Source organism: Candidatus Nanosynsacchari sp. TM7_ANC_38.39_G1_1 (assembly GCF_004138385.1).
Map to the genome: position 1 here is coordinate 12,578 of NZ_PQNZ01000002.1, position 21,178 is coordinate 33,755.

The following is a 21,178-nucleotide window of genomic DNA, read 5'->3' on the forward strand; positions in this document are numbered from 1 at the left end:
ATTATGCTTATACTTGTAGTATGAAGATTTTTCTAGGAGCGGATCATGGTGGGTTTTATCTGAAGGAGAAGATTGAAGCTTATCTGACCAAGCGCGGCATCGAGTGGGAGGATGTCGGCGACAAGATACTCGATCCGCAGGACGACTTCCCGCAGTTTGCTCAAATGGCCGTGACCAAGGTGTTGGGCGAGGACGATTCTACTGATCCGCGGGCGATTCTGGTTTGCACTGGCGGCCAAGGTATGGCGATGGCAGCTAACCGTTTTCGCGGCATCCGGGCGGCAGTGATTTGGGATAAGTTCGAAGCGCATGAGTGCCGTAATGATAACGACTGTAACGTCCTATGCTTGCCGGCGCGGGTACTGGACGCTCCGGGCGACGACTTAGAGCTCTGGAAAGAAATTATTGACGAGTGGATCGCTACGCCATTTGCCGGCGCGGCGCGGTTTGTTCGTCGCAACGCAGAATTGGATGCTTTCTGATGGCCGAGATTGTTCCGACAGTGCTCTGCGAAAATGCAGAAGATTACAAGCTAACGATTGAGCGTTTATCGCCGTTCGCTAAGCGCGTTCATCTAGATTTGGCTGATGGTGAATTTGCACCGACCAAAACCGTTGAGCTGAGCGAAATGTGGTGGCCGCAAGATTGGCAGGTTGATATCCATGCTATGGTAGCGCGGCCGAGTTTGTATGTTGATGCTTTGGTGCAAATGCGGCCGTCGCTGGTGATTTTTCATGCCGAAGTTGATGAGGATTTGCAGCCTTCTATCCAGCAGCTCAAAGCTTCGGGTATTCAGACTGGCGTGGGATTGCTGCGCCCAACGGTGCCAAATACCGTCAAAGATGTCATCAGCGCAGTTGATCATGTACTGGTGTTTAGCGGTGATTTGGGCCACTACGGCGGCAAGGCCAGCTTGATGCAGCTGGAAAAGGTTCGCTTGATTCGCAGCATCCATCCTAGCGTTGAAGTCGGCTGGGATGGCGGCGCGACGCTCGAAAATGTTTTTAGCCTGGCGCAAGGCGGCGTTAATATCGTCAACTGCGGCAGCGCTATCCATTCGGCGCCAGATCCGGCAGAAGCTTATCAGAAATTAGTAGCAGAAGTTAATAAGCAAGGAGTAATCTAGGTGGCTCGCGAAAAATTATCTATTCCACAGCTCAAAATAAAAGCCAACGATGTGCGGCGCGACGTAGTTCATATGCTAGAGCTGGCCAAGAGCGGGCACCCAGGCGGTGCGCTGGGGCTGGCGGATATCGTCACGGCACTATATTTCAATATTATGAATATCGATCCGCAGAACCCTGAATGGCCAGAGCGCGATATCTTCATGTTGAGTAATGGCCACACAGTGCCGGTACAATACGCGGCCATGGCCGAGGCAGGATACTTCCCAGTCGAGGAGCTGTCGACGCTGCGCAAGCTCGGATCGCGCCTGCAGGGCCACCCAGAGCGCGTCAAGTTGCCAGGGCTCGAGAATACTTCCGGGCCGCTAGGCAGCGGTATCGGGCAAGCGGCGGGTTACGCGTATGCGCTGCAGTATCTGGATAAGCAGCGCCACCGCTGGGTGTACGCGATTGCCGGCGACGGCGAGCTTGATGAAGGTAATATCTGGGAGTCGGCGATGTTTGCCGGTAAGTATAAACTACGCCAGTTAATCCTCTTCATTGACCGCAATAATATCCAGATTGACGGCCCGACCGAAGATGTCATGCCGCTGGAAGATTTGCGCGGTAAGTGGGAAAGCTTTGGCTGGCACGTCCAAGAAATCGACGGCAACAATATCGAAGGCATCATCGGCGCGGTGAATCTGGCTAAGGCGATCGAGAATCGGCCGTGCTGTATCATCGCGCATACGATTCCAGGCCGCGGTGTTGGCTTTATGGAATACGATTACAAGTGGCACGGCGTAGCGCCATCAAGCGATCAGGCGGCTACGGCGCTGGCTGATTTGGCGCATTCAGAATTACAGCAAGATGCAGGAGGATATTATGAGTAATCAATCGTCTAACAATTCGATGCCATCCAAGGCGCCGAAACCGCCAACTCCACCAAAGCCGCCGAAACCGCCGAAGCCTTCGGCCGCATCCGCTCCGTCAGAGCCGCCAGTTCAGCCAGCTGCCTCAGCGCCGCCTGTTTCGCCGCCAGCGCCGCAATATGCTGCTCCGCAGTACACCGCTCCGCCGGCAAACAATACTTATCCGCCGGCTAGCCCTTACGCTTATCCGTATTCGCAGCCTGCGCCAACACAGTCGCCGGGCAACTGGATGGGTGCTGTTAGTATCATACTTGGCTTGCTTTGGGTGAGTATGATTGGCTTGCCGCTCGGCATTGCTAGCGTTGTTAAGGCGAACCGCTACGGTACTTCGAAAGCAGCAGGTGTTATCGGTATTATTATTAATTCGGTTACGCTTGTTATTTCTATTATCGTTACGATACTTCTAGTGTCTGGGGCGATGCAGCCGCTTTTCTCGCAGTTTGATCACGCCGGTGATAACAAAGGCAAGGAGAAAGATAGCGCCAGAACTGTCCGAAGCGTCTCGCTTGATGATAATTACCAGCCGCAGGGTTCGCCAGTTTGGCGCATCGAAAACGGCAAATTGCCAGAGGGCTGGAAAGAATTTGAGAACGATAACGGTATTCATTGGTATCGGGATAGCAACAGTATTTTAATGACTATATCTGTGGTTGGTAGCGAAAATTTTAGCAGTAGTTCTGATAGAGTTAATTCGCGAAAAGTTATCGAAGACAAGATCGGAAATGCGAAGAGTAACGGTGATTTGGTGACTGGTATAGAGTGGTATCAATCATTTGCTGATTTCGCGAATGACCGCGGCGCTGTGCAACTTTTGTGTGCTCGCGTTTTGGCTAATGACAGCAGCGGTAAGCCGCATTTATCAGTGATTTGCTCGCGAGCATACGGTAAAGGAAGCTACTTATTGTACTTATACAACAATAAAGAATCGCTCGCTGTTTCAGAAAGCGCCAAGGCGATGTTCCGATCGCTAGTGATTCTCGAGAAAAAAGATGCAAAACGATATTCAGGAGAAGGCCGTGTATAATTATCCTCTAAATGACAACATTTATAATGAAAAACCAGAAGCAGAAGCCACGCGCGCTGGTTTTGGGCGCGGCTTGAAGGCAGCCGGCGAAGCTGATGAGCGAGTAGTTGGACTGTGCGCCGATCTGGTCGAGAGCGTCAAAATGGATGCTTTTGCCAAGGCTTTTCCTGAGCGTTATATCGAGGTCGGTATCGCCGAGCAGAATTTAGCGACGGTGGCAAGCGGCCTAGCGCGCGCTGGTAAAATTCCGTTTGCAGCCAGCTATGCGGCGTTTCACCCAGGGCGCAGCTGGGAACAAATCAAAGCGACGATTGCGCTTAACGACATGCCGGTTAAGATTGTCGGCGGACATAGCGGTACAACGGTTGGGCCGGATGGTGCTACCCACCAAATGTTTGAGGATATCGCGTTGATGCGGGTGTTGCCGAACATGATTGTCGTTTGCCCGGGTGATGCTATTGAGGCTGAGAAAGCCACCAAAGTACTTGCCAGGACCGATAAGCCGGCTTACTTGCGGTTAACGCGCGCTGCTACGCCGACATTCAGTACACTGGATTCGCCATTCGAGATTGGCCAGGCGTATGTGTTGCGCCAGGGCAGCGATGCGACGATTGTCAGCACTGGCATCATGACGGCGTACGCGCTGCGAGCAGCTAACGAATTGCAAAGTAGCAGCGTCTCGGTCGAAGTGGTACATGTGCCAACGGTCAAGCCGCTTGATAACGAGACGATTCTGGCCAGTGTTCGCAAAACTGGCCGGGTAGTTACAGTTGAGGACGCGCAAATTGCTGGCGGTTTGGGCGGCGCGGTCGCCGAATTGCTAGGCGAACAGTTGCCGTCGCCGTTATTGCGCATCGGCATGAATGATCGTTTCGGCGAGAGCGGCGAGGCTGGCGAGTTGCTGCAAGCCTTTGGACTTGATGAAGCGAGTATCGCTCAGAAGACGCGCGAATTTGTTGATCGCGTGCCGCAATACCATGCAGGATTTTAAGGAAAGGAGACAACGATGAGTTTATCAATTGATGAAATTCGCCAGCGTACCAGCCGGGCGCGCGACCTAATGCGGCGCAGCCGGCTAGAGGGTTTCGCGGTGGGCGCTTTTAATATTGACAATCAAGAAACATTGCGTGCGATTTGCCAGGCAGCGCAAAAAACCAACGCGCCAGTGATGGTCGAAGTCAGCGCTAACGAAGCAGCTTCGCTGGGCGGCTACGAAAATATTCGCGATTTGGTCGATAACTATAGCCAAAACTACGGTGTCGAGATGTATATCAACCTCGATCACGCGCCGACAGTCGAGGGTTGCAAGCAAGCTATTGATGCTGGCTTTGAATTTATTCATATCGATATTTCGCAGGCTAATCACGATGCTTCGCTCGAGGAAATTATCGAAAAAACTCGCGAAGTTGTCGAATATGCTAAGTTTACGGGCGCACTGGTCGAGGCCGAGGAGCGCTATTTCTTTGGCGACTCCAATCTCCATAAAGAAGAGATCGACTACGAAGAAGTCAAAAAATGGAATACCAAGCCCGAGGAAGCTAAAAGTTTTGTCGATGCCACGGGTATCGATACTATGGCGGTGCAGGTTGGGAACTTGCACGGGCTGTATCCGGTGCCGAAGATTCTCGACCTAGATTTGCTGCGCCAAATTCGGGCGGCGATTGATTGCCAGATTAGCTTGCATGGCGGTAGCGGTACGCCGCTGCACTACTTTGAGGACGCGTCCAAAATTGGTGTTAGCAAGATCAATATTAATAGCGATTTGCGCTATGCTTTCCGTACTACGCTCGAAAAGGTTTTGCGCGAGAATCCTGACGAGTACGCTGTTTTCAAACTGATGCCCGAAGTTTACGATGCTGTCCAAAAAGTCGTTGAAGAGAAAATTGGCGCCTTTGGCAGTGCCGGAAAGGCGACGCTCTAGTGGCGGTTAAAATTTTAGCAATCGGCAAAGGCACGCAAGACGTATTCTTGCGCAGTAACGAATTCGATCCGCATACTCGCGGCAAGAAAGTCTTTACCGAGCTGCCGCTAGGTATCAAAATGGAAGTCGAAGACGTAATCTTCAGCACTGGCGGCAATGCTACGAATGTCGCGACAACTTTTGCTCGCCAGGGCTTAGACAGTCGCTATATGTGGGCGCTGGGTAATGACTCGGCCAGCCAGGCGGTGATCGCGGCGCTTGATGCCGAGGGTGTCGACACTCGCGATGTCTTGATCGATGATCGAATGCAAGCTGGCTATTCAGTAATTTTGATCGCGACCAATGGCGAACGAACGATTCTGAACCACCGCGGGCGGACATTTGGCAAGGATGCTAGCCGTCTGAATTTGCAAGCTATCAGCCAAGCCGATTGGATTTATCCGACGTCGCTAGCCGACAATAGCCTGACAGTGCTGCGGGTGATTCTAGACGAAGCTGAGCGCGTTGGCGCCAAAGTCATGCTCAACCCGGCTGGCCCGGAGCTAGCTGATCCAGAAAAGCTAAAAGGTTTGCTGGACACAGTTGACGTGCTTTGCACCAACAAAGAAGAGATGCAAAAACTAGTGGCTGGCGAGACTATCGAGGAGTTGGCTCTGCGGGCACTGCACTATTGTCCGACAGTGATTGTTAGCGACGGTCCAAATGGCGTGGTAGCGACTGACGGCAAGACGTTGGTGCGCGCTGGCATGTATGAAGACGTGCCAGTAGTCGATCGCACGGGCGCCGGCGACGCCTTTGCTAGCGGCTTTTTGAGCCAGTGGGCGCAAGGTAAAAGCTTAAAAGATTCGATTATTTTCGCTAGCGCCAATTCGACTAGCGTTGTCACCAAAATTGGCGCTAAGGACGGTATTTTGCATAAAGGCGTCAAACTGCACGCTATGCCAATCACCGAGAAACAATTACCGAAACGAGGAGAATGATGAAATACCAGATTTGCGTATCGGGCGCGGCGTCGGGCGAGACGGTTGATAGCGCTCACGAAAAAGCTTTTGCGATTGGCGCTGAAATCGCACGTTCGGGCAAGACATTGCTGACAGGCGCTACCGTCGGTTTGCCGCACTTTGCGGCGCGCGGCTTCAAAAGTATTAGCCAGACCAAAGGCGTGTCGGTCGGATTTTCGCCAGCTAGTTCGTTTCGCGAACATATTTCGACTTACCGTTTGCCGACTGTCGAATTCGACTATATCAACTTCACCGGTATGGAATATGTTGGCCGCGATGTTCATCTGGTGCGCAGTGCCGACGCAGTTATTACCGTCGGCGGGCGGATGGGCAGCTTGCACGAGCTATCGACAGCGCTCGAAAGTCGTAAGGTCTGCGGCATCTTGCTGGGCAGCGGCGGTCTGGCAGATTACACGATTACTCTGCTCAAGAACGTCTGGGCGCCGGGCGCTAAAGATGTCATTTACGACGCTAATCCTGAGCGGTTAGTGGCGCGAGTCATCGAGGCGCTTGACAAGAAATACGCTGATGTTGAACACGATAGCAGCGACCCGCAGGTTAGTGTCAAACGTTATGGCCAAGGTTAGCTAGATTAGCTTAAAAATGTTAAAATATACCAGATGGATAGTCAGCGATTTCGGCTAAAGTCTGCGTATCAACCGACTGGCGATCAGCCGCAAGCGATCGCCCAGTTGCTAAATGGCTTGCACGACGGCCAGCGCGAGCAGGTGTTGCTCGGCGTGACGGGTAGTGGTAAAACTTTTACAATGGCGAACATTATCGCTCAGAGGAATGTGCCGACGTTGATTTTGGCGCACAACAAAACTCTCGCTGCTCAGCTATTCAGCGAATTCAAGCAGTTTTTCCCCGACAACGAAGTTCATTATTTCGTCAGCTACTTTGATTATTACCAGCCAGAAGCTTACATCGCGTCGAGCGATACCTATATCGAGAAAGATTCGGCAATCAACGAAGAAATCGACCGCCTGCGCCATGCTGCTACCGACGCTTTGCTGACACGGCGCGACGTGGTTATCGTGTCGAGCGTCAGCTGCATTTATGGTTTGGGGTCGCCAGCGGATTATTATGATTTATCGATTACCGTTAAGCGCGGCGAGCGGCGTTTGCAAGACAAATTTTTGCGCCAATTGATGGATATTCAGTATCATCGCAACGATATCGACTTTGCGCGCGGTGCGTTTCGCGTCAAAGGCGACGTGGTCGATGTCTTTCCGGCGGGCGGCGAAACAGCTTATCGAGTGGAGTTTTTTGGCGATGACGTCGATCGAATTACGCGGATTGACCCGCTGACTGGCGAGATTCTAGAAGAGCCGGAACTCTTCACTATTTTTCCGAGCAGCCACTACGCTACGCCGAAAGAAAAGATTAAGCGCGCTATCGAGAATATTCGCGCCGAGTACGAGCAGCGTGTCGAATGGTTCGAGAAAAATAATAAATTGCTGGAGGCACAGCGACTCAGCCAGCGCACCAAGTATGACCTCGAGATGCTAGAGCAGACTGGTTTCGTCAAAGGTATCGAAAACTACAGCCGTTATCTAACCAACCGCGAACCGGGCGAGCAGCCAGCGACTTTGCTAGATTACTTTCCAGACGACTTTTTGATGATTATCGACGAAAGCCACGTTACCGTGCCGCAAGTGCGCGGCATGTATAATGGCGACCGCGCCCGCAAAGAAGTCTTGGTCGAGTACGGTTTTCGCTTGCCGAGTGCCCTAGATAACCGCCCGCTGCGCTTTGACGAATTTAATAAACACATCAACCAAGTTATTTACGTTTCGGCGACGCCTGGCGATTATGAACTCCAGCGTAGTCCGGCGCCAGCGCAGCAAGTGATCCGCCCGACTGGTTTGCTTGACCCAGAGATTATCGTCCGACCGACCGACGGGCAAGTTGACGACTTGATCGCCGAGATCCGCGACCGCGTTGACAAAAAGCAGCGCGTACTAGTCACTACTTTGACCAAGCGAATGGCAGAGGACTTATCGACTTACCTGACGGAGATTGGTATCAAGACGGCTTATATTCATAGCGAAATTGACACGCTGGAACGCGGCGATATTTTGCGCGATTTGCGGATGGGTGTCTATGACGTGCTGGTCGGTATTAATTTACTGCGTGAGGGGATTGACTTGCCAGAAGTTAGTTTGGTGGCGATTATGGATGCCGACAAGGAAGGTTTCTTGCGCAGCGAACGCAGCCTAATTCAGACGATTGGCCGAGCAGCGCGCCACGTTGACGGCAAGGTAATTATGTACGGCGACAATATGACCGATAGCATGCGCTTGGCGATCGACGAAACGCGCCGTCGCCGTCAGATTCAAGAGAAATACAACCGCGTGCATAACATCACGCCGCGCGGTATCAGCAAAGCGATCGACGAAGGCCTGCGCGCCATCATCCCGCAAAAAGAAGATGACAAGCCAAAGCTCGACCTGCGCAAAATCCCGCGCGATGAGTACAAAAATCTCGTCAAAGACCTGACCGCGCAGATGAATCTAGCTAGCGCTAACTTAGAATTCGAACGCGCCGCCGACCTGCGCGACCTAATCGCCGAGATCCGCGAGAAGATGTAGGGCTAGTAATTTCTCAATCTCAGCGCGGCTGTCCGAGCGACCAGGAGAAGGTCAACGATTAACTGGCTTAATCACATATGCTGCGCCGAACTTTTATTGCTTTGGTATGCTGCCGCAAAATAGCTATTCGCTGGAATATTTTAAGCGCTGTTTGTTTGCGGATCAGCCGGATGAGTACGAAATTGCGCCGTCGGCGAACTTTTACGATTATCCTTGGAATTACGACGAAAAATCCTCGCGCGCCACTCTGCCAAACAACGGTCCAGTAATCATCCAAAAAGGTAGGGCCGAAGGAGTCTTGCTGGGCGGAAATATGTGCAGCCTAAATCTGCTGAACGGCACCGAGTATTTCCCGCGCATTGCTGGCGATATCATCTTATGTATTGAGGACGATAGTTACGATTCGATTTTAGAGACATTCGAGCGCAATTTCCAGTCGGTAGTGCAGCAGCCGTATTTTCGCCAGGTCAAAGCCATTCTGATCGGGCGTTTCCAGCAGGAATCGCAGCCAACAGAGCAGGCTCTTAGGGATATTATTCTCAGCAAAAACATTGAACAGACTATGCCAGTCATTGCTAATTTAGATTTTGGCCATACCGACCCGAAATTCACTTATCCAGTTGGCGGCAGGACTGCAGTTGAGGCTGGCGATATAGCTACCATCCGCTTTTTATCTATCTAAATCAAGATTTTTCGACATAATACCATCAAATATGTTATAATATATAAGATAAGGTAGTTACTCTTGCGACAAAATATACACTCCATAAGGCGGCAGCGTGATGGTGGCTGTACTGTTCTTGTGCGTGTTTACCGACGATAAATGCACGCCGCGAAAATCCTTGCTATAGCCGTGCCAGCTACCGTTGAAGCGGACATGCCAGTGCCCTGGCAGCGGCAAATTGATATCGTAATGGTCGAAGTGCTGGTCGCTGAAATTGACAATCACCAGCACGTCGTCGCCAGCGCCGCCCTTATCCCAGCGGTGGTAACCGATAACGCAGTTGTCATCGTTGGTGTGGAAAAGGGCGGTCGAATTGCCTTGCAGGCCGCGCGTTGTATCGTAAGCGTTATGCCGTAGTGCTAGCAAGTGCTTGTGAGCCAGCAGGATGCCGGCATACTTTTCAGTTTTGCGCCATTCTAGGGCTGCCCAATCGTTGAAGGAGCCGTCCTGCAAAAACTCGCTGCCTTGTAAAATCATTGGTATACCAGCGGATGTCAAAGTGATGGCATCGGCCAGCAGAGCTTTCTCGCGGGCATATAGCGTCGTGCCGCCAGTGGGGTCGGCTGCTTCGTTGAGCCGCACCGAGCCGTTGGCGGCAGTATCGTGCGAATCGCTAAAAATAACCCGCTCAAAATCATTGCCATTGTACGAGTGAGAAAATTCATAGCGAATGCCTTGCAAAGTTGGTGTCGTATCAGCAGTTAGCCCTAGCGCATCGCGTAAAGCATGCGGCCAACCTAGCTCCCACTGCGCATCAAAACCGCAGCCGTTGTTGGCGCGAGGTGCCGTGATCGCGGGGTTGCAAGCGGCGTCTTCGGCGATTATCAGCGAATCTGGTTTAATCTTGTGCGCTAATTCAGTGATATCTTGCAATAAACTCCAAGTGTCGGCAATATCGTGCTCGGGGTCGTTATCGCGGCCTTCGGTGTTGCGCATGTAAATAGTGCTATCGACGCGCAGGCCGTCCATATGGTATTCACTCAACCACATTGTAATATTGTCAAGGACGAATTGCCGAACTTCCGGCCGGCCGAAATCAGGACGCCCGCCCCACGGCGTATCGCCGCGCTCGTCGTTGTAGAAGTAAATCCCGCCGCGATTATTTTCGTTCCAGCCGTCAAACTGCCAGAGGTCGGTATCGCCGTAGAAATGGTTGTAGACAACGTCTAGCACTACGCCGATACCGCGGGTGTGGCACTCGCGCACAAACTTCATCAAGCCGTGGCGCCCGCCCAGCATGCTTTCGACGCTGAAAATATGGTTTGGCGCGTAGCCCCAGCCATTGCTAAAGGCCATGCTAGTGATTGGCATTAGCTCGATAATGTTAACACCGAGGTCTCGCAAGTAGTCCAACTTTTCGATTGCGCTGTCAAAGGTGCCAGATGTAGCAGCATCGGGGCGGTTGAAGGTGCCGACATGCAGTTCATAAATGACTTGATCCTGGCGCGGCGGCATGGCAAAATTAGCATCGTTCTGCCAATCGAAGTTATTATCGACAACCACCGAAAAGCCCTTATCGCTGCTAGTGATAGCTCGAGCGCGCGGGTCGTTCTTCTCGAGCAGCTGGCCGTCGGGTGTCTCGATAATGTATTTGTACTGGTGGCCCGGCTCGACATTGCGAATTAGCGCAAACCAGTAGCCGTCGCCCTCGCTGGTTAGCGGCTGTTTCTCGCCCGCGGTGAACGTCCCGCTGATGAATACTTGCCGCGCAAATGGCGCCCACACGCGGAACTCCGCTCCGCCTCTATATAATGTCACTCCTAGTTTCTTTTTGATTTGATGCGGCATAACTTATCTTATTGTAGCATAAGTGGGATGACCGAGCTTCTGTAACTTATGCAAAATCCTTTGGCACTTCTCTAGCTTCTGCGTTATAATTAGTGAATAATGAGTACAATTACCAACGACGATGTGCGTCATTTGGCACAATTAAGCGGTTTGCAGATGCCTGATGCGGAAATTAAATCGCTTTGCGTCGATATCAAGGAAATTATCAATTATATTAATCAGCTGGACGAGTTGGATACCGACGGCGTGGAGCCAACGTATCAGGTGACAGGCTTGCAAAACGTCTGGCGCGACGACGAAATCATTGACAGCAGCGTATCGCGGCAACAGCTACTGGCCTTAGCAGCCGAGCAAAGCGACAATTGCGTGAAAGTGCCAAAGGTGTTGTAGTTATGAAAATTATTGAATTAGTAGATAAGGTTAAAAAAGGCGAGACCACTGCGCGGGCGCAAGTCGAGCAGTCGCTCGCCAAAGCTCAAGAAACCGAGGAATATCATGCGTTGCTAAGCCTGACGGCGGAGCGCGCTCTGCAGCGAGCTGACGAGATCGACGAGCGGATCAAAAAAGGTGAGAATCCGGGCGTCCTGGCGGGCGTACCGTTCGTGGTCAAGGATAATTACTTGGCGTTCGGCGCGCCGACTACTGCGGCGGCGAAAATGCTCGAGAACTTTCAAGCGCCAGTCCAGGCGACCGTCGTCGAGAAGCTCGAGACGGCCGGTGCGATTTGTATTGGTAAGTCGAATCTCGATGCTTTTGCGCACGGCGGTTCGACCGAGAACTCATATTTTGGCGCGACGCATAATGCCGTTGATCAGACCAAGGTAGCCGGCGGTTCGTCGGGAGGTTCAGCGGTCGTGACAGCGCTAGATGTGGTACCGTTTGCACTTGGTACCGATACTGGCGGCTCGATTCGCCAGCCAGCTAGCTTTAACGGTGTCTACGGCTTCAAACCGACTTATGGTTTGAGTAGCCGTTACGGTGCGGTGGCGATGGCTTCTAGCACCGACACGATGGGTTGCTTTGCACGGCATGCCGACGATGTGGCATTAGTCACTAGCGTGATGGCTGGCCGCGACGATAAAGATATGACGACACTGCCGGATTACTTTGAAATGCAAAAATCAGCAGGCGAGTATTTGAAGATTGGCCTGATCAGCGAGGCGATGGGCGACGGTGTCGACGCAGAAGTTCGCGCTAACGTTAATGATTTTGCCGATAAATTACGCGCAGCTGGCCACGTGGTCGAAGATGTCGATATGCCAAGCCTTAAATATGCTTTGGCGATTTATTATATCGTCGTACCAGCAGAGGTTTCTAGCAATCTGGCGCGCTACGACGGCGTGCGCTACGGCTATCGCGCCGAAGGTGTCAAAACACTAGCCGAGCTCTACGGCCGCAGCCGCAACGAAGGCTTCATGACCGAGAACAAACGCCGCATCATGATCGGCAGCTACGTGCTATCCAGCGGCTTTTTCGATGCTTATTATTTGAAGGCTCAAAAGGCACGCACTGTTTTGATTAACGAATTTAACAAGTTGTTTGAGAAGTATGATTTCTTGCTGCTGCCAACCGCGCCGACGCCGGCGTTTGGTCTGGGCGAAAACACTAGCGATCCAGTCAAGATGTACTTGGCGGATGTCATGACGGTACCGCCGAGCTTGGCAGGTTTGCCAGCAATCAGTATACCGGCAGGTAGTAGTTCTAGCGGCCTACCGATCGGCGCGCAGTTAGTTGGCCCGATGAAGTCCGACGCTAAGTTGATCGCGCTAGCAGGCGATATGGAGGGCGAAAATGAATAATAATTTCGCAACGTGGTTCATTTTGATCGCGGTACTGATTTTGGCGATTGTCGGCGCAGTTTTTATTGCCTTTGCTAGCAAGCGTTCGCCGAAGCTCAAAGTCGAAAAATTCCGCGCCCGCTGGCTAGCGATTGAAAATAGCCTCGACAAAGAAAGTGCTCCCAGCTGGCAGCTAGCTATCCTTAACGCTGATAAGCTTGTTGACAAAGCCTTGCGTGATAGTCACTACAAGGGCGAGACTATGGGTGAGCGCATGAAAGCTGCCGGTAAGGTTTGGTCGAACGCCAACCATATCTGGGGCGCGCACAAAATCCGCAACCATATCGCGCACGAAGCCGATGTCAAGATAAATTATGATATTGCGCGCCGCGCTCTGGCCGCTTACAAACAAGCATTGAAAGATTTAGGAGCAATCTAATGGCAGTATCCGACGAAATTTTACAACAATATGAAATGACCATTGGTATCGAGTGCCACGTCCAGCTGGCGACCAAAACCAAACTGTTTAGTCCGGCTGATAACGACGCTCGCGACGCCGAGCCGAATAGTAAAACGCATGAGATTGACTTTGGCCTGCCGGGCATGCTGCCGGTGCTGAACAAGCACGCTGTCGAGCTGGCGGTGCGCGCCGGTAAAGCGTTGAATGCACCGATTGCTCGTGTTAGCCGGTTTGATCGCAAGCATTATTTCTATCCTGACCTGCCAAAGGGCTACCAGACATCGCAGATGTATCAGCCGATTATTTTGGCTGGCTATGTTGACGCGCCGCTAGAAGACGGTTCGCTCAAGCGGGTGCGGATTCACCATGCGCACATGGAAGAGGATGCTGGCAAGTTGACGCACCACGACGGCTATTCATTGGTCGACCTCAACCGTGCTGGCACGCCGCTGATCGAAATCGTTTCTGAGCCAGACATGCATTCTGCCGAGGAAGCCAAGGCATACGCTTCGGAGCTGCACAAATTGATGGTCTACGCTGGCGTGACGCACGGTGATTTATACCACGGCAATATGCGCTTTGACGTCAATATTTCGGTGGCCAAGAAAGGCGCGACCGAGCTTGGCAAACGCGCGGAAGTGAAGAATCTCAATTCATTCCGCAGTGTCGAGCGAGCCGCTGAATACGAGTTTAAGCGTCAAGTTGACTTGCTGGAGCGCGGTGAACAAGTAGTCCAGGAAACTCGCGGCTGGAGTGATGACCAGCAAATTACCACTTCACAGCGCTCGAAAGAAGACGCCCAGGATTATCGCTACATGCCCGATCCGGACATTCCGCCAGTGGTGCTGAGCGATGAGGAGATTGCGCGGATTCAGGCTGAAGTGCCGATGTTGCCGGGTGAATATCGCGAAAAATTAAGCGTGCTGAATGTTGATAAATCTGTTGTCTATACTATCATGGACTTTAAGCCATATGCTGATGCAGTTCTTAGTGCGCTTGACAGTAGAGGTGTTTCTGCTGCTAGGCGAATAGCGAATTGGTTTGCGTCAGTCAATACCACAGAAACCGTAGAGTGGGGTGATTATGACGCGATTGATGTGTCTGATATGATGCCTAATGTAGAAGGTCTCATTAAGTTGTCTGATTTGGTTGATCATGGAGAACTCTCAAGTACGGCTGCAAAGGAGGTGTTCGGTGCGGTGATTTTGAATATGACTGACGATCCGCGTGAATTTGCTGAAAAAGAACACTTGCTACAGGTGTCTGACGAAGGCGCCATTGCTGCTATCGTCGATGAAGTACTCAGCGACCCGGCCTCGGCGGCGTCCATAGCCGACATTAAAGCTGGCAAGGATAAAGCCATCGGCTATCTAGTCGGCCAAGTCATGAAGCGCTCCAAAGGACAGGCCAATCCGAGCCTGGCGCAGAAATTAATCCGCGAAAAATTATAAAGTTCGACACTTCAGAAATGGTATAGAGGAGGAGTTTAATATAATGAAAAAACCAACCAAAGCTATCATCGCCGCTGCTGGTTTCGGCACCCGGTTTTTGCCGCAAACCAAAGCCATGCCTAAGGAAATGCTGCCGCTAATTGACAAGCCGATTATTCAATATGTCGTCGAGGAATTGGTCGAGGCTGGCATTAAGGATATAATTATCATCGGTAGCGCTAACAAGCGGGCGATCGAAGACCATTTTGATACGCCAAACGAAGAGCTGCTGGCTAACCTGCGCGCTGGCGGTGCCAAAAAGCAGCCACTAATCGACATCGTCCAGCGCTTGTCCGAGATGGCTAACTTCGTCTACATCCGTCAGAAAGGTCCGTACGGCAATGCCACGCCGCTGACTTGCGCTTCACATTTGATTATGCCAGGCGAGTCGGTGATTTACACGTTTGCTGACGACTTCATCGAGGCTAGCCCGAGTCGTTTTCGCCAAATGATTGAGGCATCGCAGCAGCTCGACGGGGCAATTCTGTCCTGTAAGAAAATTACCGACGATTCGGAATTTGATCGTTACGGTGTCATCAATGGCCAGCAAGTCAAAGACGGCGTCATTAAAATGACTAATATCGTTGAAAAACCTGGTAAAGCTAACGCGCCGTCCGACTTGGCGAGCGTCAGCAGCTATTTGCTACCGGGCGAGTTCTTCGGCTATCTCGAGCGGGCTCGCGATGACTTTGACGGTCGCGGCGAATTCACTGTCCAGCCGATTATGCAAGAAATGATTGACGACGGATTTGATTTTTACGGCGTGGAAATTACTAACGGCACGTATTATGATACCGGCGATAAATTGGAATACATCAAAACCGTGGTTGATTTCGGATTGAAACATCAAAAACTCGGCCCAGCGCTGCGGCAGTTCTTGCAATCGCGAATTAACGGCGAAAATCGCTAAAAGCACTAGCTTTTTCTGACAGAACGTGGTATAATGAGAGTATAGCTGCAAAAAGCAGTATTAAAATAAACAAAAAGGAGCGCAAATATTGATGGAATGGGCTCAAATACTTGTCATCATTTTGGCAGCAGCTTTGGCGTTGTTCTTGCTGCTAGCAATTATCTTGACGATCAAGCTAATCCAGATTTCCCGCCAAATCAAACGGGTGGCTTGCGCCGCCGAACGCACTGCCCTCAAGGTAGAGTCGGTCGCTAATAGCGCGGCTGCTATGGTGGCGCCGGCAGCAATCGCCAAGATCATCAAATCGATGATGTACAAAACTAAAAAACATAAAAATAAGGAGGACTAATTATGTCAAAACGTAAATTTGTACTTGGAGCATTATTTGGCGCTGCCGCTGGAGTAGTTGCTGGCGTCCTAACAGCGCCGAAGTCAGGCAAAGAAACCCGTGCCGATCTCAAGAAAAAGGCTAACGAACTAAAGAACGAAGCTGGCGAAAAAGCCGAAGAGGTCAAGGCTAAGGGCGAGAAAGTTTATAGCGATGTCCGCAACAAAGCCAATGCTGCCGTCGAAGAAGGCCGCAAAACTGTTGACGACTATAGCGACCGCGCTGTGCGTGCTGCTAACGCCGCCAAGGACGAATTCAACCGCCCAAGTAAGCGCAAATAATTGTAGCCAATCGGCGCTCTGTTTTATTGTAAATCAGGGCGCTTTTTTATTGTGAAAACTGGCGAGTTGTGGCAAACTAAATCTATGGCTAAAAAGCACAATAATATCTTCGCCCGCATGGCTCAGCGTCTGCACGATGACAACGAAAAAGGCTCGCGCCAGGCGCTGCTCGAGGAGCTGTTCAACGACTTCAATCGCAATCGCTACGAAATTTACAAGATTAACTTTTTTCGCGGTATATTTTTCGGTTTCGGGTCGCTTTTAGGCGGTACTATGCTGATTGTGTTGTTGGTTTGGGTGCTTAATCTCACCGGCCAACTTGTCCCGAGCGTGGCTGGCTTTATCGACCAAATACTCAGCGTTATGCAAAATAGCCGGCGCTAGCGTTACGAAATAGCTTCTTTGCTCCTTAAAATTACTGCGCTAAGAGAGTGTAGACAGGCTAGCGCGGCGCGTCTTCAAAAACAACCTAGTCTGCGCTATAATAAGCATAAGATATGGGTAGTAATTCAACACAAGGCCAGCCGGCGCTGCAACCGAGCGATTTCGTGCACTTGCATAATCACACCTTTCATTCGGTGCTGGATGGCTTGACTAAAATCAATGATTTGGTTGATAAGGTCAAGGAGTTCGGTATGGAAGCGGCGGCAGTAACCGACCACGGTACGATGAGTGGTATCCTTGACTATTATAAAACTGCCAAAAAGGCTGGTATTAAGCCGATCCTCGGTATTGAGACATACGTAGCGGCACGTTCGCGCTTTGACCGCGATCCGGCCAAGGACAAGCAGCGCTTCCACTTGACAGTGCTAGCGATGAACAATACCGGCTTTCATAATTTGATGAAGCTATCAACGCAGGCCAATCTGGAGGGAATGTATTACAAGCCGCGGATTGATCACGACTTGCTGGAGGAGTTGAACGAAGGTCTGATTGTGATGAGCGGTTGTGCTAGCGGTGAAATTGGCGTAGCTCTCAAAGAAGACGATTACGATCGCGCCCGCGATATCGCCAAATGGTATAAATCGATTCTGGGCGACCGCTACTATCTGGAGTTGCAAGACCACGGCCACCCGAAGTCAAATACACACTGGGATGTCCAGGCAAAAATCAACGAGGGCTTGATTAAGCTATCAAAAGAACTGGACATCGAGATGGTGGTGACTTGCGACGGCCACTACTTGACGCATGATCACCAAGACGCGCACGAAATTTTGCTATGTGTCGGTACTGGTTCGTACTTAAGCGATGAAAAGCGGATGAGTTTGAAGGATTTTGAGCTGCACTTGACCGACCCGCGCGACATCATTGCTCACTGGGGAGAGGAATATCCCGAGGTAATTCGTAACACTAAAAAGGTGGCTGACCGCTGTAATGTTGAAATTGAGCTGGGCCGCATTCTTATTCCTAAATACCCGCTGCCTGAAGGCGAGAACGAGCACTCGTATCTATTGAGGTTGACTTATCAGGGCTTGCTGCAGCGTTATAATGGCGCCTCGAAAGAGGAAGCTGAGAAGCTAGACCCTGACGATATCATCCCGCAATTGTCTGACGAAGTTCGCCAGCGCGCCGAGATGGAGCTGGGCGTGATGGGCAATATGGGCTACGAAGGCTACTTTCTGATCGTCCAGGATTTTATCAACTGGGGTAAGTCGCAGGGAATCGTCTTTGGGCCAGGGCGCGGCTCGGCTGCTGGTTCGATTATTGCCTACGCGCTAAATATCACCGATCTCGATCCGCTGAAATACGGCCTGCTGTTCGAGCGCTTCCTTAACCCAGATCGTATTTCCATGCCGGATATCGACGTTGATATCCAAGATACTCGCCGCGACGAAGTGATTGAGTATTGCGCTAAAAAATACGGCGAAGACCACGTCAGTAACATCGCTACCTTCGGTAAGATGTTCGGCCGCATGGCGGTGCGCGATGTCGCCAGGGTGCTGGAAGTGCCTTATGCCGAGAGCGACCGCTTGGCTAAGTTGGTGCCGCCGCCAAATCAGGGCCGGCATATCCCGCTGTCGGTTAGCGTCAAAGAGGACGCCGATCTGCGTAAGGAGTACGAGAATAATCCTACCGCCAAAGAAGTGCTGGATTACGCCATCCAGCTCGAAGGCACGATTCGCAGCCACGGTGTTCATGCCTGCGGCGTGGTGATTGCGCCGGACACGCTGGTCAATTATATTCCGCTAGAAATGGCGCAAAAAGGCGTGGTGGCGACGCAGTTCCCGATGGGCGAGGTTGAGGAATTGGGACTGCTGAAGATGGACTTTTTAGGCCTTTCAAACTTGACAATTATCAATAATGCCATGCGTATTATCAAAAAAGTTTATAAAGAGGAAATCGATCTGGCGCATTTGCCGCTCGATGACAAGCCAACATACGAGCTGTTTCAGCGCGGCGACACCACTGGCGTGTTCCAGTTAGAATCGGCGGGTATGAAACGCTATCTGCGGGCGCTCAAGCCGACGCATTTCGAGGATATCATCGCTATGGTGGCTTTGTACCGCCCGGGGCCGATGCAATTTATCGATAGCTTTATCCGCCGCAAGCACGGTGAAGAGCCGATTACCTACTTGCACGAGGGTATGCGCAACTCGCTGGAAAACACTTACGGAATTTTAGTTTACCAAGAGCAATTTATGCAAATTTCTAAGGAATGGTGCGGCTTTACTGGCGGTCAAGCTGATACGCTGCGTAAAGCCGTCGGTAAGAAAAAAATCGACTTGATGAAAAAGGTTAAGCCAGAGTTCGTTGAGGGTGCGGTCAAAGTCGGCGGCGCCACGCGCGAGATGGCAGAAACCTTCTGGACGCAGCTGGAGGAATTCGCTAATTACTGCTTCAACAAGTCGCATGCCGCTTGTTACGGCTTGATTGCTTATTGGACGGCGTACCTGAAAGCGCATTATCCGGACGCTTTCATGGCGGCGCTGATGACCAGCGATCACGACGATATCGACCGCCTGGCGATTGAAATTACCGAATGCAAACATATGGGCTTGGAGGTTCTGGCGCCAGACGTCAATCAGTCCTACGTCGAGTTCGGCGTGGTGCCAGCTGCCAAACAAGTCCGCTTCGGCATGGCAGCGGTCAAAGGCGTCGGTGTCGGCGCAGTCGAAGAGATCATTCGCGCCCGCGAAGCTGACGGCCCGTTCAAGTCGGTCGAGGATTTTGCCAAACGTGTCAGTACCAGCAAAGTTAATCGCAAAGCTTGGGAATCGCTGGTCAAAGCCGGTGCTTTCGATGCGCTGGGTGATCGCAGCGATTTGCTATTTAATCTCGATACGATTCTGGCTTTTGCTAGCAAGCTGCAAAAGGAAGCGCTCAGCGGGCAAGTTGATATGTTCGCGGCGCTCGGCGGCGACAAATTGATGCCGTCGGTCGAGCTGAAGACTTCGCCGGTTAAATACACCAGTAAAGAACAGCTGATGTGGGAGCGCGAATTGCTAGGCCTTTACATTAGCGCGCATCCATTAGATAATTATGATGCCTTTTTCGAGGAGCAGACCATCCCGCTGCATGCCTGCACGCCGCAAATCGACGGACAGAAAGTATCGGTCGGCGGCTTGGTATCGACGATTCGCACTATCGTCACCAAGGCTGGCACCAAAATGGCGTTTGTCGGTATCGAGGACAAAACTAGCGAAATGGAGCTGATTGTCTTCCCGAGATTGTACGAACAGCTAGGCGACAGCTTGCAACAAGATGCTATCGTCAAAGTAGCGGGCACAATCAACGCCCGCGACCGCGACGGCAACATGACCGACGAAGCCAAAATCATCGCTGACGAAATTAGTATCGTTACCGACAAAGAGCTCAACGAATACCAAAGCCACGGCCGCAAAATGACGGCGCCGAAAGGCCGCGCGGCCGTCAAAAGCAAACGCTATCCGCGCAAAAACGCTAACGGTGCGCCAGCTGTGACGGCTGCAGCCAGCGCCAAAGCGGCGCCAGCAATCACCCTCAAGCCGCTGGAAAAGCTGGAAACTGTCTATGTCAAAGTCAAGAATCCGAGCGACCGCGACTTGCTGGTCTCGCTCAAGAAACTGTGCAGCCAAAACCCTGGCCAAAACGACATCATTATGATTTTGGGCGAAGATAAGTCCAATGCCATCCGTCTGCCGTTTCGGGTCGATGCCCAGCGCAACCTACGCGCTGGCCTGGCCGAACTGCTGGGCGACGAATGCGTCAAGGTGAAATAGATTAGGATAAGATAAATTAAACCAAAGAAAATAGCCCGCCGAAATTGGCTCAAACCGGAATTGGGTCATATATCAACCCGGGAAACACTTAATACTTAAGTATCTCAACCAGTGTTGAACCAATTCGGCGAGCTATTTTCAGCGGGCTTGTTAGCCCTTGTTGGCTCGGATAGCCCAGGCCCGGGCTTTGTTAGCCCGAGCCTGAGCTCTCTGGGCCCGAGACCGGGCCCTGTCGGCCGAGGCTTGGGCTTCTGCCCAGGCCTCGGTATAATACTTGACCGCCCGGGACTCAAAGCCCCAGGCGGTCCAAACGGCTAGGGAAGCCTCCCTAACCGCTTGTTCCGTATCGAGCCAATCCTCCCGTGCCCGGGCGGCCCGGGCGGCGGTCCTGGCAGCCCAGCGGGCTGCCAGGACGGGTTCAATGTACGTGGCCACGCAGGCGGCCACGTACACCTCGACAAGGACGGTAAGAGCTGCGGCGACGGCGACGCCGCCGGCAACGATGATATTAGAGACAGAGACCATGATTCCTCCTTAGAATCATGCTCCGCTCAAGGCAAAAAGGGCAACCTTCCGCCCCTTTAT

20 protein-coding genes are annotated in these 21,178 nt (G+C 51.8%); 19 read left to right on the forward strand and 1 reads right to left on the reverse strand.

Annotation, left to right across the window (positions count from 1 at the left end; translation table 11 throughout):
• The first annotated feature begins 20 nt into the window (after positions 1-20).
• The 10 genes from G1ANC_RS00250 (at position 21) to G1ANC_RS00295 (ending at position 9,257) form a co-directional block, all read left to right on the forward strand.
• Entirely contained in the window at positions 21-482 is a 462-nt protein-coding gene (locus G1ANC_RS00250) for an RpiB/LacA/LacB family sugar-phosphate isomerase (RefSeq protein ID WP_129693040.1), read from the forward strand.
• On the forward strand, positions 482-1,126 hold the full coding sequence (locus tag G1ANC_RS00255) for a ribulose-phosphate 3-epimerase (protein ID WP_129693041.1): 645 nt from the start codon (positions 482-484) through the stop codon (positions 1,124-1,126). The genes G1ANC_RS00250 and G1ANC_RS00255 overlap by 1 nt, the downstream gene beginning before the upstream one ends.
• The gene (locus G1ANC_RS00260) at positions 1,127-1,996 is read left to right on the forward strand and encodes a transketolase (protein WP_129693042.1); all 870 of its coding nucleotides are present in this window, start codon (positions 1,127-1,129) and stop codon (positions 1,994-1,996) included.
• Entirely contained in the window at positions 1,989-3,059 is a 1,071-nt protein-coding gene (locus G1ANC_RS00265; RefSeq protein WP_129693043.1) for a hypothetical protein, read from the forward strand. The genes G1ANC_RS00260 and G1ANC_RS00265 overlap by 8 nt, the downstream gene beginning before the upstream one ends.
• The gene (locus tag G1ANC_RS00270) at positions 3,052-4,050 is read left to right on the forward strand and encodes a transketolase family protein (RefSeq protein ID WP_129693044.1); all 999 of its coding nucleotides are present in this window, start codon (positions 3,052-3,054) and stop codon (positions 4,048-4,050) included. The genes G1ANC_RS00265 and G1ANC_RS00270 overlap by 8 nt, the downstream gene beginning before the upstream one ends.
• Before the next feature lie 15 nt (positions 4,051-4,065).
• The gene (locus G1ANC_RS00275) at positions 4,066-4,980 is read left to right on the forward strand and encodes a class II fructose-bisphosphate aldolase (RefSeq protein WP_129693045.1); all 915 of its coding nucleotides are present in this window, start codon (positions 4,066-4,068) and stop codon (positions 4,978-4,980) included.
• Positions 4,980-5,960 carry a carbohydrate kinase family protein gene (locus G1ANC_RS00280; RefSeq protein ID WP_129693046.1) on the forward strand — a complete coding sequence of 327 codons (981 nt, stop codon included), beginning with the start codon at positions 4,980-4,982 and terminating at the stop codon, positions 5,958-5,960. The genes G1ANC_RS00275 and G1ANC_RS00280 overlap by 1 nt, the downstream gene beginning before the upstream one ends.
• A complete protein-coding gene (locus tag G1ANC_RS00285; RefSeq protein WP_206660689.1) occupies positions 5,957-6,568 on the forward strand; it encodes a hypothetical protein in 612 nt (203 codons plus the stop codon). Before G1ANC_RS00280 ends, G1ANC_RS00285 begins: the two co-directional genes overlap by 4 nt.
• 33 nt (positions 6,569-6,601) lie before the next feature.
• On the forward strand, positions 6,602-8,575 hold the full coding sequence (uvrB, locus tag G1ANC_RS00290; RefSeq protein ID WP_129693047.1) for an excinuclease ABC subunit UvrB: 1,974 nt from the start codon (positions 6,602-6,604) through the stop codon (positions 8,573-8,575).
• Positions 8,576-8,681: 106 nt separating this feature from the next.
• A complete protein-coding gene (locus tag G1ANC_RS00295; protein ID WP_164997942.1) occupies positions 8,682-9,257 on the forward strand; it encodes a hypothetical protein in 576 nt (191 codons plus the stop codon).
• A gap of 57 nt (positions 9,258-9,314) precedes the next feature.
• Here G1ANC_RS00295 and G1ANC_RS00300 read toward each other — a convergent pair whose 3' ends face one another.
• Positions 9,315-11,087: an alpha-amylase family glycosyl hydrolase gene (locus tag G1ANC_RS00300; protein WP_129693049.1), complete on the reverse strand. Its 1,773-nt coding sequence runs from the start codon at positions 11,085-11,087 to the stop codon at positions 9,315-9,317.
• Between the two features lie 99 nt (positions 11,088-11,186).
• Here G1ANC_RS00300 and gatC point away from each other — a divergent pair, with 99 nt between their 5' ends.
• From gatC to dnaE, 9 genes are all read left to right on the forward strand, one after another.
• Positions 11,187-11,477: an Asp-tRNA(Asn)/Glu-tRNA(Gln) amidotransferase subunit GatC gene (gene gatC, locus G1ANC_RS00305; RefSeq protein WP_129693050.1), complete on the forward strand. Its 291-nt coding sequence runs from the start codon at positions 11,187-11,189 to the stop codon at positions 11,475-11,477.
• Between the two features lie 2 nt (positions 11,478-11,479).
• Entirely contained in the window at positions 11,480-12,886 is a 1,407-nt protein-coding gene (gatA, locus tag G1ANC_RS00310; protein WP_129693051.1) for an Asp-tRNA(Asn)/Glu-tRNA(Gln) amidotransferase subunit GatA, read from the forward strand.
• Complete coding sequence (locus G1ANC_RS00315) at positions 12,879-13,304, forward strand: hypothetical protein (RefSeq protein WP_129693052.1); 426 nt, start codon at positions 12,879-12,881, stop codon at positions 13,302-13,304. The genes gatA and G1ANC_RS00315 overlap by 8 nt, the downstream gene beginning before the upstream one ends.
• Positions 13,304-14,776 (forward strand): Asp-tRNA(Asn)/Glu-tRNA(Gln) amidotransferase subunit GatB, encoded by a 1,473-nt coding sequence (gatB, locus tag G1ANC_RS00320; RefSeq protein WP_129693053.1) that lies wholly within the window; start codon positions 13,304-13,306, stop codon positions 14,774-14,776. Before G1ANC_RS00315 ends, gatB begins: the two co-directional genes overlap by 1 nt.
• 43 nt (positions 14,777-14,819) lie before the next feature.
• Positions 14,820-15,725, forward strand: a complete 906-nt coding sequence (locus tag G1ANC_RS00325) for a UTP--glucose-1-phosphate uridylyltransferase (RefSeq protein WP_129693054.1) — start codon at positions 14,820-14,822, stop codon at positions 15,723-15,725.
• Positions 15,726-15,816: 91 nt separating this feature from the next.
• The gene (locus tag G1ANC_RS00330) at positions 15,817-16,074 is read left to right on the forward strand and encodes a hypothetical protein (protein WP_129693055.1); all 258 of its coding nucleotides are present in this window, start codon (positions 15,817-15,819) and stop codon (positions 16,072-16,074) included.
• A gap of 2 nt (positions 16,075-16,076) precedes the next feature.
• The gene (locus G1ANC_RS00335; RefSeq protein WP_129693056.1) at positions 16,077-16,394 is read left to right on the forward strand and encodes a YtxH domain-containing protein; all 318 of its coding nucleotides are present in this window, start codon (positions 16,077-16,079) and stop codon (positions 16,392-16,394) included.
• 84 nt (positions 16,395-16,478) lie between these two features.
• Entirely contained in the window at positions 16,479-16,778 is a 300-nt protein-coding gene (locus G1ANC_RS00340) for a DUF5665 domain-containing protein (protein ID WP_129693057.1), read from the forward strand.
• Positions 16,779-16,891: 113 nt separating this feature from the next.
• Positions 16,892-20,593 (forward strand): DNA polymerase III subunit alpha, encoded by a 3,702-nt coding sequence (gene dnaE / locus G1ANC_RS00345; RefSeq protein ID WP_129693058.1) that lies wholly within the window; start codon positions 16,892-16,894, stop codon positions 20,591-20,593.
• Positions 20,594-21,178: the final 585 nt, after the last annotated feature.

What these genes read in the sequence shown, in the direction of transcription:
- gatB (WP_129693053.1), top strand. Translation starts at nt 13,304, where the DNA reads ATGGCAGTATCCGACGAAATTTTACAACAATATGAAATGACCATTGGT.
- uvrB (WP_129693047.1), top strand. Translation starts at nt 6,602, where the DNA reads ATGGATAGTCAGCGATTTCGGCTAAAGTCTGCGTATCAACCGACTGGC.
- G1ANC_RS00325 (WP_129693054.1), top strand. Translation starts at nt 14,820, where the DNA reads ATGAAAAAACCAACCAAAGCTATCATCGCCGCTGCTGGTTTCGGCACC.
- G1ANC_RS00295 (WP_164997942.1), top strand. Translation starts at nt 8,682, where the DNA reads ATGCTGCCGCAAAATAGCTATTCGCTGGAATATTTTAAGCGCTGTTTG.
- G1ANC_RS00300 (WP_129693049.1), bottom strand. Translation starts at nt 11,087, where the DNA reads ATGCCGCATCAAATCAAAAAGAAACTAGGAGTGACATTATATAGAGGC.
- G1ANC_RS00330 (WP_129693055.1), top strand. Translation starts at nt 15,817, where the DNA reads ATGGAATGGGCTCAAATACTTGTCATCATTTTGGCAGCAGCTTTGGCG.
- G1ANC_RS00285 (WP_206660689.1), top strand. Translation starts at nt 5,957, where the DNA reads ATGATGAAATACCAGATTTGCGTATCGGGCGCGGCGTCGGGCGAGACG.
- G1ANC_RS00265 (WP_129693043.1), top strand. Translation starts at nt 1,989, where the DNA reads ATGAGTAATCAATCGTCTAACAATTCGATGCCATCCAAGGCGCCGAAA.
- G1ANC_RS00275 (WP_129693045.1), top strand. Translation starts at nt 4,066, where the DNA reads ATGAGTTTATCAATTGATGAAATTCGCCAGCGTACCAGCCGGGCGCGC.
- G1ANC_RS00340 (WP_129693057.1), top strand. Translation starts at nt 16,479, where the DNA reads ATGGCTAAAAAGCACAATAATATCTTCGCCCGCATGGCTCAGCGTCTG.
- G1ANC_RS00255 (WP_129693041.1), top strand. Translation starts at nt 482, where the DNA reads ATGGCCGAGATTGTTCCGACAGTGCTCTGCGAAAATGCAGAAGATTAC.
- G1ANC_RS00250 (WP_129693040.1), top strand. Translation starts at nt 21, where the DNA reads ATGAAGATTTTTCTAGGAGCGGATCATGGTGGGTTTTATCTGAAGGAG.
- dnaE (WP_129693058.1), top strand. Translation starts at nt 16,892, where the DNA reads ATGGGTAGTAATTCAACACAAGGCCAGCCGGCGCTGCAACCGAGCGAT.
- G1ANC_RS00335 (WP_129693056.1), top strand. Translation starts at nt 16,077, where the DNA reads ATGTCAAAACGTAAATTTGTACTTGGAGCATTATTTGGCGCTGCCGCT.
- gatA (WP_129693051.1), top strand. Translation starts at nt 11,480, where the DNA reads ATGAAAATTATTGAATTAGTAGATAAGGTTAAAAAAGGCGAGACCACT.
- G1ANC_RS00315 (WP_129693052.1), top strand. Translation starts at nt 12,879, where the DNA reads ATGAATAATAATTTCGCAACGTGGTTCATTTTGATCGCGGTACTGATT.
- gatC (WP_129693050.1), top strand. Translation starts at nt 11,187, where the DNA reads ATGAGTACAATTACCAACGACGATGTGCGTCATTTGGCACAATTAAGC.